The following is a 15,295-nucleotide window of genomic DNA, read 5'->3' as shown; positions in this document are numbered from 1 at the left end:
GTCTTATTTACCTCCCTCTAAATCTCCCTCCTAAAAGGAGGGAGACTACACCAATATCAATATGGGTTCCCTCTCCTCTTAGGAGATGAGGAACGATTGTAGTTCCGCAAGGGAGAGGTTAAGAGGGACTTTTTTATTCTGAACAGGTATATTCTTAGATACTGAAAAAGGGAAATAACTTAATAATGAATATTTTAGTTTTGGGTAGCGGTGGCCGTGAACATGCACTTGCATGGAAAATCGCACAAGATGCAAAAGTCACTCAAGTGTTCGTTGCACCGGGTAATGCAGGCACGGCAACAGAAGACAAATGTACAAACGTAGAGCTTAATATTCTAGACAATCCAGCAATCATCGCATTTGCAAAAGCAAATGATATTGCATTGGTGATTGTTGGTCCAGAAGCACCATTAGTCAATGGTGTGGTAGATGCAGCACGTGAAGCAGGTTTAAAAATCTGGGGCCCAACCCAGTACGCTGCACAGCTTGAAGGTTCGAAAGCATTTGCCAAACATTTCTTAAAACGCCACAACATTCCTACCGCTTTTTATGACGTTTTCACTGAAGTGGATGCGGCGAAAGCCTACGTTGAAAAAAATGGCGCACCTATTGTGATTAAAGCAGACGGTCTAGCTGCAGGTAAAGGCGTAATCGTGGCAATGACCAACGAAGAAGCTTTTGCTGCGATTGACGATATGCTTGCGGGTAACAAGTTTGGTGATGCAGGTTCACGTGTTGTCATCGAGCAGTTCCTTGCTGGTGAAGAAGCAAGCTTCATTTGTATGATCGATGGCAACAACATTTTACCAATGGCCACTTCACAAGATCACAAACGTATTTTTGAAGGCGATGAAGGCCCAAACACTGGTGGTATGGGTGCTTACTCTCCTGCTCCTGTGGTAACGGCAGAAGTCTTTGAACGTGTCATGAACGAAGTGATGCGTCCTACTGTTGACGGTATGGCAGCAGATGGTCATGTTTACACTGGCTTCTTATATGCTGGCTTGATGATTGATGAACAAGGTCAGCCACGTGTGATCGAGTTCAACTGCCGCTTTGGCGATCCTGAAACTCAACCGATTATGATGCGTTTAAAATCATCTTTAGTTGATTTAGTTGAAGCAGGTATCGCAGGTAGCTTGCCAAGCGAAGCTGAATGGGATGAACGTAAGTCAATTGGTATCGTACTCGCAGCGGAAGGTTATCCAGAAACCGTACGTAACGGTGATGTGATTTCAGGTCTTGGTCAATCTCCAGAAGACACCAAGATTTTCCATGCAGGCACGGCGATGAGTGCTGATGGACATGTGATTACTGCTGGTGGTCGCGTACTGTGTGTGACTGCACTGGGTGATACCGTACTTGAAGCGCAAATTAATGCCTTAGAAGTATGCGGTCAAGTAACCTTTACAGGTATGCAATACCGCAGTGACATCGGTTACCGCGCAATTGCTCGTGAAAAAGCTGAATAAGCTTTGTTGAGCAGAAAAAGCCTTCTTCGGAAGGCTTTTTTATTCCATAAACTGCATAAATATGAATTCTATATTCATTATTTAAATATAAAATTCAGAAAAATATATATTTATTATTCAACTGATTCCTCTCTTTATGTTTTTGGAAAAATTTATAAAACTATCATTTATTTATATTTACTTAGACCATGATTTTCTTCAAATAAGCAGGTTGTTAAGTTTCAAAGTACAAGCTGTTCCACTATAACCGCCCATAAATTGTTGCTATGATTGCCGAAATTTTAGATGTTGTTTTTATGTTAACTGTATATTCTTTTTCATTATTTTTAAATGTCTAGAATATTGAACCTAACAAAACAAATTGCAGCTAAATCCAAATTTGATTTGAAAATGAGATGAACAGTTGGTTCCTATCTGTATATACTGAATTGGAACATGAATATTCATCTACTTTTCGGATGTTGTAGATCTATCACACTTGTTCAAACTTTAAGAATAATTCAGGGATTGTTTTGAGTGCGATGTCAATTTACAACATACAAACCTATTGCAATCATTAATGCTAGAGAAATGATGATTTTCTCGACATTTTCCGATTAGGATTTATACATGAAAAAGCTGATTAGTCTTTTTTTAAGTGTATCTGTGTTATTACTTGCAGCCTGCAGTAAACAACAAGATACCGCATCTACTGAACAAAAAGGTGATGCTGCTGCATTACAAACCGTTGTAATCGCTTCTACAGGTTCAGACGCTGATATTTGGCGTTATATCGCAACATTACCAGAAACTAAAGCCGCTGGACTTAAACTCGAAATCAAGAACTTCACAGACTACGTTGCAATGAACACTGCGGCCGCGAATAAAGAAGTTGATTTGAACGCATTCCAATCTTACGCTTACCTTGTCGCATTCAATGCTGCAAATAAAGACAAGATTGCGCCTGTTTCAACCACTTACTTAGAACCAATGGGTATCTACTCAAGCAAAGTAAAGAAAGTTGAAGAGTTTGCTGAAGGCGCAACCATTGCGATTCCAAATGACGGTGCCAATGAATCACGTGCTTTATTACTTTTACAAAGTGCTGGCTTAATCAAATTAAAAGCTGATTTCGACCCTGTAAAAGGCACACCTGCTGACATTATCGAAAACAGCAAGAAAATCGTGATTAAACCTATCCAAATGGCGACAGCTGTACGTGTTAAAGACGAAGTTGATGCGATTTTGTTGGGTAATACACTTGCAATGGAAGGTGGTTTAAACGTTCTTAAAGATGCAATCTACTATGAACCAGTTGATCAAAGTACCAAATTAAATGTCAATGTATTGGCAACAGCAGAATCACGTAAAGATGATGCCGTGCTCCAAAAAGTTGGCGCGCTTTACCATACTGAAGCTGTGAAGCAGTATGTACAAGAACACTTTGCTGGTACGAAAGTTGACGTAAATAAACCAACAAGCTACCTCACAGAAGCGAATTCGTAATATAATACCCTCAAATAAAACAGGCAAAGTGATTTTGCCTGTTTTTTCTTTTTTGCATAGTATTGACGAACATGATCCAATTTAAAAACATTTCGAAACACTATCAGTTAAAAGGTCAAACGATTAACGCGCTGGATCAGATTAATTTAGAGATCCCCGACGGTAGTATCTTTGGCATTATTGGCTACAGTGGTGCAGGTAAAAGTACGCTTATCCGTATGATTAATTTACTTGAGCGCCCGACTCAGGGACAAGTGATCATTAATCAAAAAGATTTTACCGCAATGGATGCGCGTACACTTCGTCAAGAACGTGCAAATATCGGCATGATCTTTCAGCATTTCAATTTACTTCAGACTAAAACCGTGTCTGAAAATATTGAAATACCGCTGAAATTATTAGGTCATAGCAAAGCAGAACGAGAAAAACGCCTCGCTGAATTACTTGATTTCATTGATCTCAAACATAAAAAAGATGCCTACCCTGATGAACTTTCAGGTGGTCAAAAACAACGTGTCGGGATTGCACGTGCACTTGCAAATCATCCTAAGATTTTACTCTGTGATGAAGCAACCTCTGCCCTTGATCCACAAACCACTAAATCAGTTTTGGCTTTATTAAAAAAGATCAATCAAGAACAAAACATTACCATTGTCATGGTGACCCATGAAATGGATGTGATTGAATCGGTTTGTGATTATGTTGCTGTGATGGAAGCTGGTCATGTGATTGAAACTGGTCCGACATTGGATATTTTCAGTCAGCCACAGCATCCAACCACCAAGACCTTTATTCAAACGGTATTGCAACAACAGTTGCCGATCAATATTCTGAATAATCTTGAGCATAAGCATCATAATAGTATTTACAGCTTGCAGTTCTTAGGTACATCAGCACAAGAAACCGTGATTCAGGCTGCGATTAAGCAATTTGATATCAGTCTAAATATTCTTTTCGCGAACATGACAGAAATTAATGGCACCGTGATTGGACAAATGTTCATCCAACTCTTAGGTGATCCGCTGACCATTCAAGAAACTGTTAAATTTCTTGAGCTTCAAGGCGTGAAAGTTGAACAGTCTGGAGTGGTTAGCCAATGAGAGATTTAATCGTACAATGGTTGACCCAAGTTACCGCTCCATTTTGGCATAGTTCCTTATCCATCGACCAATTTGTTACAGCACTACAAGAAACCTTCCAAATGGTGTTCTTCTCGCTGCTGTTTGGCTGTATTTGGGGACTTATCCAAGGCATTACCTTAGTGGTTACCCGTACGGGTGGTATTTTACAAAATCGCGCGATTTATTATTTCCTCAATCCGATTGTGAATGCACTGCGTTCTCTTCCCTTCATTATCTTACTGATTGCTGTTATTCCACTGACCAAAATGTTAGTTGGAACATCAATTGGGACTTGGGCTGCGATTGTACCTTTAACCATTTATGTCGGCCCATATTTAGGTCGTTTAATTGAAACTTCGTTACTTGAAGTGAATGAAGGCATTGTTGAATCCGCTCAGGCAATGGGTGCATCACCTTGGCAAATTATCTTTAAATTTATTATCCCTGAAGCACGTAGCTCTCTAATCCTTAATTTAACCACAGGGACGATTTCCCTGATTGGTGCGACTGCAATGGCAGGTGCTGTTGGTGCGGGTGGTATTGGTGACTTGGCGATTTCTTATGGTTACCAACGTTTCGATACCAGCGTGGTGATTTTAACCGTGATTGTTTTATTGCTATTGGTTCAAATGGTACAAATGCTTGGAGATTGGTTAGCTAAATTACGCTAATTTTCATTCTATATCTTATTAAGGAATATATTGAAAACTCAATATATTCCTTTTATTTTTCTCAAAAACTGACCAAATGATATAAAATAATGCTCTATTAAAATAATAGTAAAAAATCCAGCAAGAGCACAATATGGCATCGCTTGAAATACTAACTACTTTCTTAATTACAACGTTTATTTTTGCTTATATTCCTGGCCCAGCAATGCTATATACCGCCGCACAAACTTTAGCAAAAGGGCAAAAATCTGGTTTCATGGCAACTTTAGGACTTTTTATAGGAGGATGTGCTCATATCATAGCCGCCGCAGTCGGGCTCACGACACTGTTTCATCTATTTCCAGTTCTATATACCGTCATTAAAGTCCTTGGTGCATGTTGGTTGATCTGGTTAGGTATTAAACTCATTAAAGAAACGCCAACATCCAACACGCTAAACACTGCTCAAGAAGAAATTGCAGGAAGAACACTCAAAGAAAGTATCTTGGTCGAAGTATTAAATCCTAAAACTGCGATTTTTTATCTCGCATTTTTACCTCAATTTATCAATAGTGCTTCTCAATCACCGGTCTGGCTACAATTTATCCTTTTAGGTTTAATCGTTAATACAATTTTTATTTCTGCAGATCTTGTATGCGTTTTTCTGGCTGAATTCGTCATGAGAAAAATGAATAAATCCCAAAGTATCCAAAAAACTATGTCTATATTGGGCGGTTTAATCTTTATTTCTTTGGGCCTATTTCTGGTTTTGGGCCAACACTAAATCAGCTTATGGAAAGTAAACTTCATTCGCCGCCTTAAAGGTATTTACATGCAAAGGCACCAAATCATCCAGTGCCTGATACCCCCCCGCCAACACAAACAACATTGGGATTTTCATTTTTTTCGCCATTTCAAAGACAATGCGATCACGCTCGAATAACAATTCAGTACTAAACCATTTAGAGCCGTATTTATCATGTTGATGGCAGTCCATACCTGCTTGATAAATAATTAAATCTGTATCCCACCGCGAAGCATATTGGAATGCCTCAAAGATCGCTTCACGATATAAATCGAAATTACCTTGCTTGGGGTGAATATAACGGGTCAAACTGCGCTCACTGGCCTTACAGCCAAAACGGATTCCAAAAATTCCAAAATTAATCAGATTGGTCATACGATTGGTGAAAATAGCTGTGCCATCTCCACCATGTTGATCACAATCCAAAACAAAGATTCGTTTTTCAGGATATTGCTTAGCAACCAGCGCTAAGCCATTAAAGGTACAATAGGCTGCACCAGATTCATAACTGGCATGGTGAAATCCTTGGGCAATATTTGCAGCAATCCCCTCTTGCAAAGCAATTTCAGCTCCAACTAACTGTCCAGCCTGAACCGATAAAATCGCATCTCTCAGTTGTTCATTCCATGGCTTAAAGCCTTGTATGGTGGCAAAGGCAGACTGTCCAGATAAAAACGCCTCCACATACTGTGGATTGTGCAATTTCTTTAACAGCTCAACATCAATGCTGCCTGGGTCTATCAATTCAGCCATCTGTTGAGCACGTAATACATCCGCAACAGCAGTGAGTTTTTCCATACTATTGGTATGCGTTCGTGCAAAATAGCGTGGAGAGTAACAGGCTTTTAGCATGGATGTCCTACGTAAATCTGATCATGCGCAATTTCCATCAGCTGACTCAATTCGGTTGTATCCGGTCTAAATAATCCATTATCGACCTGTTGTTTAAAGTGATAACCAAAGGCACGCGCACGATTTTCAGGTGACACAGCCAAGGTAGTTAAACGTAAAAACCAAAAACCATTCATCTCGGCAATCGGGATCACATAGCCTTTATATTGCTTATTTTTATGTTTTTCGAGCTGCTCGATTTCATAATGTGTTGAAAACAAACTTCCCGCAGGTAAACAAACACCATTCATCATCAAGGGAACTAAGCTGATGCAAGAGTGATTATCCCCCATATTTAACTTTTCCATCATGATAGGTTGATCATGCTCATCCACAAAAATATTGATTTCACCTTGTCTTAATAAACGGTGGTGTGCAATACGCAAGAAGAATTTCTCTGCCATCGGGCAAGAGCCTACTTTAGGTTTTTCCTCTAAAGCTCGACATTCAATCATTTCAAGGTTTTTGGCATCTTGCGGTAGGATAATATCGCTAAGTAACTGGCAAATCAGTTTGCTTTCTTCAAGTTGGGCATATTGATGAATATTTCTGAGTTTGGCTTGAAACTCAACTTCCTGCTGTAAGCTCTGTGCAAAACTTTCTTGTGGGTTTATACGCTGCAAGCATTGTTGGACGTTTAAATTGGTATCCAAATTACGCCATGTTTCTAACTCTAAACCATAAGATGAGCTTTGATTAAGAATATTACGCAAAGCTTTGGTCTCGTATTCTTCAAAAATACGCAAATCCTGAAACCCGATTGGATCCCGAACTTGAGAAACAAACTCTGCAATAACACGCGTCGCCTGCGTATAACCGCACCCCCGACGTTCAGTCTGATGACTAAAATGCTCATTCAGCATTTCTGTAAGTTTGGCAGAGAGCGGATATAAATACTTTTTAAAGATAACGACCACTTCATGATCGATCAGCTCAGACATAACGCCCCCTCTTATTCTTCAGATTTATCACTTTTCACCCATCGTAAAAGATCTTTATTTCTCTTTTTAAATTTAATCATTGAAATTATTTAGCTTTACTTCAATATTTTTATACGACTAAAGATAAATCATTAACTTATAAAACTTTTATCTCATCTTTATTGAAAATATAACACTTGTCAACGATTAAGATATCTATTGAAAGTGGCTGTCAAAATCTGCCCGATAAAGTCATTATTCAGGGCTATAAATCAGTAGGAATTTTGCACTGGACTGTATTTGCACTTACACTACAAGTAGGCACTCATATAAGTACCCAAACCGCAATAACCTCACGAAACAAAGCTTTAGGATTCGGCTATGCATTATAAGATTCATGCAATTGACGTAAAAAATGCCTTAAAAAACTATATTTGGTTATTGGAAGATACAGATACACAAGAAGTTGTTGCCATTGACCCAACAGAAGCTGGTTTAGTTACAGATTTCTGCGAGCAACATGGTCTTCAACTTAAACAAATCTGGCTGACGCATTGGCACCGTGATCACACTGGCGGTGTTGAAGGTTTACTCGCCGATCAGAATATAATGGTCTACGGTCCACGCGATGAATTGAGTAAAATTTCACTCATCTCCAACCCTTTGCAAAATGACGATCATTTTCATTTTAATGACCTCAAAGTTGAAATTATTGCGACGCCTGGTCATACCCTTGGCCATATTACTTATTTTATTGAAAAAATTGAGACGCTGTTTAGCGGTGACACCTTATTTGCAATGGGCTGTGGTCGTCTATTTGAAGGTACAGCGGAGCAAATGTATCACTCATTGAATCGGTTGGCTGCGTTACCTATTCAGACCAAAGTATACTGCACCCATGAATACACACTTGCCAATGCTGAATTCGCCCTAACTGTTGAACCAAATAATGTCGCGCTACAAGAGCGCATGCAACAAGTCAAAGCGCTAAGAGAGGCAGATCAAATTACCCTTCCAAGTACGATCGAATTAGAGCTTGAAACCAATCCCTTCCTGCGGACTGAAAGTGCAGAAGAGTTTGCCCGAATTCGTAGTCTGAAAGATCAATTTTAATTAAATCCCATCGCTTCGACTGATTCATTTTCTACTTTCACAGCAAAGTAGAAAATGAAATTATTTTTTACATTTGCTTCAAGAATATTTTCCCTAAAAATTGATTTTCACCACATTTATGAAAAATATTTTTTATAGTAAATTCAATAAACTAACAAAAACACAGATAAGATTCTCTCTATAAAAATTACGCTAAATTTACATTACTTACATGTGGAAAAATAAATCTATGCAATCCCCCTTTAAAAAAATTTAACTGACCCTTATTAATAAATGCATGTTCACAAGGAGATCTGTCATGAAAAACAGAGTTGTTAAAGCAAAAAACGTATTGGCTTTCCGTATTTGGTTAGAAAAATTAGGATATTCGGTTAAAAATCTGACAGATAACCGCGGTTTCACATTTAGCTTCAAAAAAGAATATGGTTTAGTCACAGGCGATTTATCTGGCAATGCTTTAGCAATGCAACTGGGTGAAGAGTTTGAAGATCATTTAAAAGCCTAATGGCAAATTTCCCTAGATATCAGGGTTTCAAAGGGATTTGGAATCCTTGATTGATGCTCATAAAAATAATTAAAACGTATCTCTCATTTAATCCTTCATTTTCTAACCATTTCAAACAAAATTTCATTGGAACAAACGCAATTTCCAAGTATCATTATGCCCAGTCGAGGGATGCTGCGACAATTGATCGGCACTAAAGATCAATTTGCCAGGCTCGACGATCGGTTAGACACTCGTTTTAACCAACAACGGCATCCGCGAACAGAATGATCCATACTATTTTTTCTAGGAGATCCTGATGAACGCGGTGAATGCTTCATTTACAGATTATAAAGTTGCTGATATTTCCCTTGCTGACTATGGTCGTAAAGAGATCAAACTTGCTGAAGCAGAAATGCCAGCTTTGATCGGTTTACGTAAACGTTATTCAGCAGCTAAACCACTTGCTGGCGCAAAAATTTTGGGTTGTATTCACATGACAATCCAAACCGCTGTTTTAATCGAAACTTTGGTTGAACTCGGTGCAGAGGTACGTTGGACTTCTTGCAATATCTTCTCTACTCAAGACCATGCTGCTGCTGCAATTGCTGCAAGCGGTGTTCCTGTGTTCGCGTGGAAAGGCGAAACTGAAGAAGAATATGTGTGGTGCTTAGAACAGCAAATCAATGTCAACGGTCAGCCTTGGGATGCCAACATGATCTTGGACGATGGCGGTGACTTAACTGCTCTTGTTCATGACAAATACCCTGCGCTTTTAGAACGTATCCACGGTATTACTGAAGAAACCACAACAGGTGTACAACGTCTGTTGGAAATGTGGAAAGACGGTTCGCTTAAAGTACCAGCGATCAACGTTAACGATTCGATCACTAAATCGAAAAATGACAACAAATACGGTTGCCGCCATTCATTAAATGATGCCATCAAACGTGCAACTGACATGTTACTTTCTGGCCGTCGTGCACTAGTCATTGGTTATGGCGATGTTGGTAAAGGTTCTGCGCAATCTTTACGTCAAGAAGGCATGATCGTTCGTGTAACTGAAGTTGATCCAATCTGTGCAATGCAAGCATGTATGGATGGATACGAAGTTGTATCTCCATATAAAAATGGCGTACAAACTGGCAAAAAAGAAGATATTAACCAAGACTTATTGGGCAATACTGATCTTGTTGTCACGACAACTGGTAACTACCATGTATGTGATTCTGCAATGTTAGATAGCTTAAAAGCGGGTGCTGTAGTGTGTAACATCGGTCACTTTGATACAGAGATCGACACTGCATACTTACGTGGTTACAAGTGGGTTGAAGTGAAGCCACAAGTACACCAAGTGTATCGTTCAGAAGACGAAAACAACTACCTCATCCTTCTTTCTGAAGGTCGTTTAGTGAATCTTGGTAATGCAACAGGCCACCCATCACGTGTGATGGACGGTTCTTTCGCTAACCAAGTGTTAGGTCAAATGCATTTATTTGCTGAAAAATTTGCTGACTTACCTGCTGAGCAAAAACAAGCAGCGATTCGCGTAGAAGTTCTTCCTAAAAAATTAGATGAAGAAGTGGCTGCTGCAATGGTCCTTGGCTTTGGTGGTGTGTTAACACAATTAACGCAAGTACAAGCAGATTACCTTGGCGTTCCTGTAGAAGGTCCGTTCAAATCTGACGCTTATAAATACTAAGAAAATCAGGGCAGACGTTTTACGGACTGCCCTTTTTTCTAAAATTCCAAGCGATTTTAAAAAGGATTTGAAATGACAAAACGTGTTCCTATTTCTTTTGAATTTTTCCCACCAAAAACTGATGCGGGCGCGGAAAAATTAAAAACTGTTCATCAAGAATTACAACAATTAAATCCAGAGTTTTTCTCGATTACCTATGGTGCGGGTGGCTCTACGCGTGAACGTACTTTAGCTGCGATTAGTGACTTTAACGGCAAAGGTACACCAGTTGCGCCTCACCTCTCTTGTATTGGTGATGACAAAGCACGTATTGCTGAGCTCTTAGATTTATATAAATCTCAAGGGATTGATCGTATTGTCGCTTTACGTGGCGATTTACCTTCAGGTCAGGTTGGTCTGGGTGAACTGCCTTATGCGCAGGACTTAGTCCGCTTTATTCGCGAGCATTCAGGCGATCATTTCCACATTGAAGTGGCAGCCTATCCTGAAATGCATCCACAAGCTGATACCTTTGATGGTGATATTCAACGTTTTGTTGAAAAAGTAAATGCAGGCGCGAATGCAGGCATTACCCAATTTTTCTTCAATCCAGATGCCTATTTCTATTTTATTGAACGTATTACCAAAGCTGGCGTGAATATTCCAGTTGCACCAGGTATCATGCCGATTACCAATGCAAGCAACCTGATCCGCTTTGCTGACGGAACAGGTGCAGAAATTCCACGTTGGATCCGTAAACAACTCGCAGCTTATGGCGATGACAGTGCAAGTATCAAAGCATTCGGTCACGAAGTGATCGTGAAACTTTGTGAACGCCTGATCGCAGGTGGCGCACCAACGCTGCATTTTTATTCAATGAACCAAACTGAACCGACTCGACAACTGGTTGTCGATCTTGGTTTAAACTAATTTGTACGAGCACAACCCAAGCATGAATCGTTTTTATATCGAAACCGAATTAAATACTGGCAACGCCGTTGAATTAACCGAATCGGTATTTCATCACTGGGTACGTGTGCTACGTGCAAAAGAACAAGAACAAGCCATCTTTTTCAATGGAAAAGGTGGCGAATATATCGTAACACTGACTCAAATCAATAAGAAAAATGCCTTGGTTTCTGTTGATCAATTTGATCCAGCCGATCGTACAGCACCTTTCAACGTTGTTTTAGGTCAAGTGATGAGTAAAGGTGATCGCATGGATTATGCGATTCAAAAAGCCACTGAACTTGGTGTTACAACGATTCAACTCTTGACCAGTGAACGCTGTGAAATGCGTTTAAAATACGATCGTGACCAGAAAAAATTAGACCATTGGCAATCTGTGGCAATCGCCGCCTGTGAGCAATGTGGCATGAATCGAGTTCCTCAAGTTTTGCCACCCATCAGCTTAACTGAGTGGCTAAACTCGGAGTTACCGTCATCACGCTTTGTGCTGGCTCCAAACAAAGACCAAACGAATGTCCTACTTAACAGCCTACCAGACATTGCCCTACTGATAGGTCCAGAAGGTGGCCTGAGTGAAGCAGAAATTAATACTGCCAATCAACATCAATTTAAAAATTGGTGTATCGGAGACCGTGTTCTAAGAACTGAAACAGCCCCAGTAGTTGCTTTATCTATTTTAAATTATCACTTTGCATAGAAGTAATGTCGTGACATTGCTTTCTGCTATGTTTAGCGTTAATTTAAAATAAAACGTTGCTGTGTTTACAAAAAAACAAAGACTGTGAATATAGATAAAAAATGAAAAGGATTATTCTTTGTATGTTAGGGGCTCAGGAAAAAAATTTGCCACAGTTTATCTACACAGATCAAATCGATTATCCAAATCATGTACGCTTATTTGTATTAAGTGTCTTCTGCATTTGTCTTTTAGATTACGCCCTATTTGGTATTTTTTATTCATTTGAATCAAATATTTTCACGACTTGGATGAGCATTACCCTCATCCTTTTATTTAGCTTTACCTGTATCTGTCATTTTTTACTCAAACGCTACTCTTCCGTTCGTTATAGCAACCAGACCAACATCATTTTTCAAGGGATCTGTTTTTTTACTGGTTTATTGATCGGAGTCAATACAATTGTCATTAATCATTACTTGGCTGTCGATATTCCTCATTTGATTGGGTCACATATTTTGACCCTAACTGCGTTACTACTCACTGCATCTCATATCATTGCACTGACCTTTTTAACCCAACATATTCGCTATTTCTTCTTATTTTTTATTCCAAGTATTGCACCTTTAATCGCATCTCAAATTTTACATCGAGATCATGATCACACCCTATTCTACCTTGCATATTACTCTTCATTTTTCGCAACCGTACTCTGTGCTCAAGTTACCTATAAAATTCACAAACGCTTGGCTTTGGTTTTAGATAAAAATAAACAACTGATTGATGTCGCTGAGCAGCACAACCAATGGACTGAAGAATTGTGTCAGCAATTACAGCGTGAAGTGAATAAATCCAAAGATATTGAAGCGCAACTGCAATTCAATAATCACCTATTAGAACAAAAAGTGCGTGAGCGTACATTCGACTTGACGCAAATGAATGAAAGCTTAGAAGAACATCGTCAGAACTTAAGTTTTGCCCATGAAACCGCAGGCATTCGCCCTTGGGACTGGAATCTTGAAAGCCATACCGTTGGAGTCACCAATGCACATAGTCAAGCAGTCACGCGCAATTCTGAAAACCATTACACCCTCCTGCATAAAATCATCCATCCAGATGATATCGAGCGGGTAAAAAACACCTTATATAATCATTTATGTGGCCAAACCAAGCGTTATGAAGAAACCTTCAGAATTAAACGCCATAATGGTGAATGGACCTGGATTCATGATGTTGGTCAGGTGATTTTAAGGGATCCAAAAGATGACACCCCTTTACGAATGGTCGGTATTCACCGTGATATTAATCAGGAAAAGAAAGATCAAGAACGTTTAAAGCTTGCTGCCAGCGTATTTGAGCAGGCCTCAGAAGGTATTTTCATTTTAGATGAAAACTTTAACTATGTTGAAGTCAATCCTAAATATGAACAGCTCACAGGCCTTGATAAACAAGCAATCGTAAGTAAACAGTTATTTGAAATTACCAAACAAAACAAACAACATCATCATAATTTTCATTTATCAATTCTTGATACACTGCGTGAAGAACAGGAATACGAGGGTGAATTTCAAGAAACTTATACTTCTGAAAAATCTTGTTTTTTGTGGATTCATATCAATGCGGTGAAAGACGAACAAGAACGAGTCATCAACTATATCGGTATTGTTTCAGATCAGACTGAACGTAAGCATCAAGAGCAACGTTTATCCTATCTGACCAATTACGATACGCTCACCGATCTCCCTAACCGCTTTTATTATCAACAGCAGTTGCATCAATATTTGGTCAATGAAGCGTCGATTCAGCATCTGGCTGTCATCCGTTTAAATATCGACCGCTTCCGTGCCTTGAATGAAATCATTAGCAATCAAGCAGGTAATGAACTCCTCAAACAGGTGGCACAACGCTTACGTATCAGTAATATTGATGCCCTACTGGTCGCTCATTTAAGTGCAGATGACTTTGCGATTATTTATGAAATTTCACCACTACATCCACCGATTCATCAATTGTGTAACAATATCGTTGAAGCCTTTAGCAAACCTTTTTATCTGGCAGATCAAGAATACTTTGTCAGTATCTCGATCGGTGTCGCCATTTATCCAGAACATGGCCGCCAAGTCGATAATTTAAATACCCATGCAGAACAGGCATTGACCGAAGCCAAGCGCTTAGGTGGCAACACCATTCGCTACTACTCCAATGAAAGAGCCAATTTTGTAGCCAAATACACTGATCTAGAACTTGATCTCAGAAAAGCCATTCAGAATAACGAGCTGGTTGTGTACTATCAGCCAAAAATTAATGCACATAATCACCAAATTAATGGTTTTGAAGCCCTAATCCGTTGGAAGCATCCAACGAAAGGTCTAATCATGCCTAGCATTTTCATTCCTTTAGCGGAAAGTACCAGTCTGATTTCTGATATTGGACAGCTAGTTTTACATGAAGCGGCTAAGCAACTGCAAACATGGCAAAAGCTTGGTTTTAACAATATCAATATTGCAGTCAATATCGTGGCACAGCAAATTTTACGCGGCCAACTACTGCATGATATTGATGCTGTGTTAAATACGTATGAGATCTCAGGAAAAAATCTCGAACTCGAAATTACTGAATCGGCCTTTATTGAAAACACCGACAGTGTCAAAACCGTGTTGTATGCCATTAAAGAACGTCAGATTTCAATCGCACTGGATGACTTCGGTACAGGCTACTCTTCTCTTGCCTACCTCACCGAATATCCAATTGACATTTTAAAAATTGATCGTGCTTTTATCTCGAAAATTGGTAATGCCAAACAAGATGCGATCGTTAATGCCATGATTGCCATGGGCAAAACCATTGGCCTAAAAGTTGTGGCAGAAGGTGTTGAAACAGAACAGCAATATGAGTATTTGAAACGACAAAATTGCGACATATTACAGGGTTACTTATTTTCACAACCGCTTACTGCCGCCCATGCGACAGAATATCTGCAAAAACAAAAGCAGCAGTCAACTGCAAGATATTCCATTTAAACGTGAAT

The 15,295-nt window shown here is 39.3% G+C and carries 13 protein-coding genes; 11 read left to right on the top strand and 2 right to left on the bottom strand.

Annotated features, from left to right (window positions below; genetic code table 11):
• Positions 1-185 precede the first annotated feature (185 nt).
• The 5 genes from purD to A7P54_RS11415 all read left to right on the top strand — a co-directional run bounded on the left by purD (position 186) and on the right by A7P54_RS11415 (position 5,512).
• Positions 186-1,472: a phosphoribosylamine--glycine ligase gene (purD, locus tag A7P54_RS11435; RefSeq protein ID WP_171549629.1), complete on the top strand. Its 1,287-nt coding sequence runs from the start codon at positions 186-188 to the stop codon at positions 1,470-1,472.
• A 609-nt stretch (positions 1,473-2,081) separates the two neighbouring features.
• Complete coding sequence (locus tag A7P54_RS11430) at positions 2,082-2,957, top strand: MetQ/NlpA family ABC transporter substrate-binding protein (RefSeq protein WP_171549628.1); 876 nt, start codon at positions 2,082-2,084, stop codon at positions 2,955-2,957.
• 71 nt (positions 2,958-3,028) lie between these two features.
• Positions 3,029-4,057, top strand: a complete 1,029-nt coding sequence (locus tag A7P54_RS11425; RefSeq protein ID WP_016164210.1) for an ATP-binding cassette domain-containing protein — start codon at positions 3,029-3,031, stop codon at positions 4,055-4,057.
• Positions 4,054-4,749, top strand: coding sequence for a methionine ABC transporter permease (locus A7P54_RS11420; protein WP_004654491.1), 696 nt, complete (start codon positions 4,054-4,056; stop codon positions 4,747-4,749). Before A7P54_RS11425 ends, A7P54_RS11420 begins: the two co-directional genes overlap by 4 nt.
• A 133-nt stretch (positions 4,750-4,882) precedes the next feature.
• The gene (locus A7P54_RS11415; protein ID WP_171549627.1) at positions 4,883-5,512 is read left to right on the top strand and encodes a LysE family translocator; all 630 of its coding nucleotides are present in this window, start codon (positions 4,883-4,885) and stop codon (positions 5,510-5,512) included.
• Positions 5,513-5,518: 6 nt separating this feature from the next.
• On the opposite strand, the gene A7P54_RS11410 is transcribed toward A7P54_RS11415, so the two are convergent.
• A complete protein-coding gene (locus tag A7P54_RS11410; RefSeq protein ID WP_171549626.1) occupies positions 5,519-6,385 on the bottom strand; it encodes a histone deacetylase in 867 nt (288 codons plus the stop codon).
• A complete protein-coding gene (locus A7P54_RS11405; protein WP_171549625.1) occupies positions 6,379-7,365 on the bottom strand; it encodes a hypothetical protein in 987 nt (328 codons plus the stop codon). The genes A7P54_RS11410 and A7P54_RS11405 overlap by 7 nt, the downstream gene beginning before the upstream one ends.
• 360 nt (positions 7,366-7,725) lie before the next feature.
• On the opposite strand from A7P54_RS11405, the gene gloB reads away from it, so the two are divergent.
• The 6 genes from gloB (at position 7,726) to A7P54_RS11375 (ending at position 15,287) form a co-directional block, all read left to right on the top strand.
• The gene (gloB, locus tag A7P54_RS11400) at positions 7,726-8,457 is read left to right on the top strand and encodes a hydroxyacylglutathione hydrolase (protein ID WP_005204804.1); all 732 of its coding nucleotides are present in this window, start codon (positions 7,726-7,728) and stop codon (positions 8,455-8,457) included.
• A 298-nt stretch (positions 8,458-8,755) separates the two neighbouring features.
• Entirely contained in the window at positions 8,756-8,962 is a 207-nt protein-coding gene (locus A7P54_RS11395; RefSeq protein ID WP_004771531.1) for a hypothetical protein, read from the top strand.
• 298 nt (positions 8,963-9,260) lie between these two features.
• A complete protein-coding gene (ahcY, locus tag A7P54_RS11390) occupies positions 9,261-10,643 on the top strand; it encodes an adenosylhomocysteinase (protein ID WP_005189859.1) in 1,383 nt (460 codons plus the stop codon).
• A gap of 72 nt (positions 10,644-10,715) precedes the next feature.
• Positions 10,716-11,552, top strand: a complete 837-nt coding sequence (gene metF, locus A7P54_RS11385) for a methylenetetrahydrofolate reductase [NAD(P)H] (RefSeq protein WP_004805906.1) — start codon at positions 10,716-10,718, stop codon at positions 11,550-11,552.
• Between the two features lie 22 nt (positions 11,553-11,574).
• The gene (locus A7P54_RS11380) at positions 11,575-12,288 is read left to right on the top strand and encodes a 16S rRNA (uracil(1498)-N(3))-methyltransferase (RefSeq protein WP_171549624.1); all 714 of its coding nucleotides are present in this window, start codon (positions 11,575-11,577) and stop codon (positions 12,286-12,288) included.
• 122 nt (positions 12,289-12,410) lie between these two features.
• Positions 12,411-15,287: an EAL domain-containing protein gene (locus tag A7P54_RS11375; protein WP_171549623.1), complete on the top strand. Its 2,877-nt coding sequence runs from the start codon at positions 12,411-12,413 to the stop codon at positions 15,285-15,287.
• Positions 15,288-15,295: the final 8 nt, after the last annotated feature.

It is taken from the genome of Acinetobacter sp. Ac_3412, from assembly GCF_013072675.1.
Lineage (GTDB): Bacteria > Pseudomonadota > Gammaproteobacteria > Pseudomonadales > Moraxellaceae > Acinetobacter > Acinetobacter higginsii.
Note: the sequence above shows the minus strand (reverse complement) of the source record. Positions and strands in the feature narration are given on the sequence as shown.

Coding starts and splice junctions, on each gene's coding strand:
- purD (WP_171549629.1), top strand. CDS start 186: ATGAATATTTTAGTTTTGGGTAGCGGTGGCCGTGAACATGCACTTGCA.
- A7P54_RS11430 (WP_171549628.1), top strand. CDS start 2,082: ATGAAAAAGCTGATTAGTCTTTTTTTAAGTGTATCTGTGTTATTACTT.
- A7P54_RS11425 (WP_016164210.1), top strand. CDS start 3,029: ATGATCCAATTTAAAAACATTTCGAAACACTATCAGTTAAAAGGTCAA.
- A7P54_RS11420 (WP_004654491.1), top strand. CDS start 4,054: ATGAGAGATTTAATCGTACAATGGTTGACCCAAGTTACCGCTCCATTT.
- A7P54_RS11415 (WP_171549627.1), top strand. CDS start 4,883: ATGGCATCGCTTGAAATACTAACTACTTTCTTAATTACAACGTTTATT.
- A7P54_RS11410 (WP_171549626.1), bottom strand. CDS start 6,385: ATGCTAAAAGCCTGTTACTCTCCACGCTATTTTGCACGAACGCATACC.
- A7P54_RS11405 (WP_171549625.1), bottom strand. CDS start 7,365: ATGTCTGAGCTGATCGATCATGAAGTGGTCGTTATCTTTAAAAAGTAT.
- gloB (WP_005204804.1), top strand. CDS start 7,726: ATGCATTATAAGATTCATGCAATTGACGTAAAAAATGCCTTAAAAAAC.
- A7P54_RS11395 (WP_004771531.1), top strand. CDS start 8,756: ATGAAAAACAGAGTTGTTAAAGCAAAAAACGTATTGGCTTTCCGTATT.
- ahcY (WP_005189859.1), top strand. CDS start 9,261: ATGAACGCGGTGAATGCTTCATTTACAGATTATAAAGTTGCTGATATT.
- metF (WP_004805906.1), top strand. CDS start 10,716: ATGACAAAACGTGTTCCTATTTCTTTTGAATTTTTCCCACCAAAAACT.
- A7P54_RS11380 (WP_171549624.1), top strand. CDS start 11,575: ATGAATCGTTTTTATATCGAAACCGAATTAAATACTGGCAACGCCGTT.
- A7P54_RS11375 (WP_171549623.1), top strand. CDS start 12,411: ATGTTAGGGGCTCAGGAAAAAAATTTGCCACAGTTTATCTACACAGAT.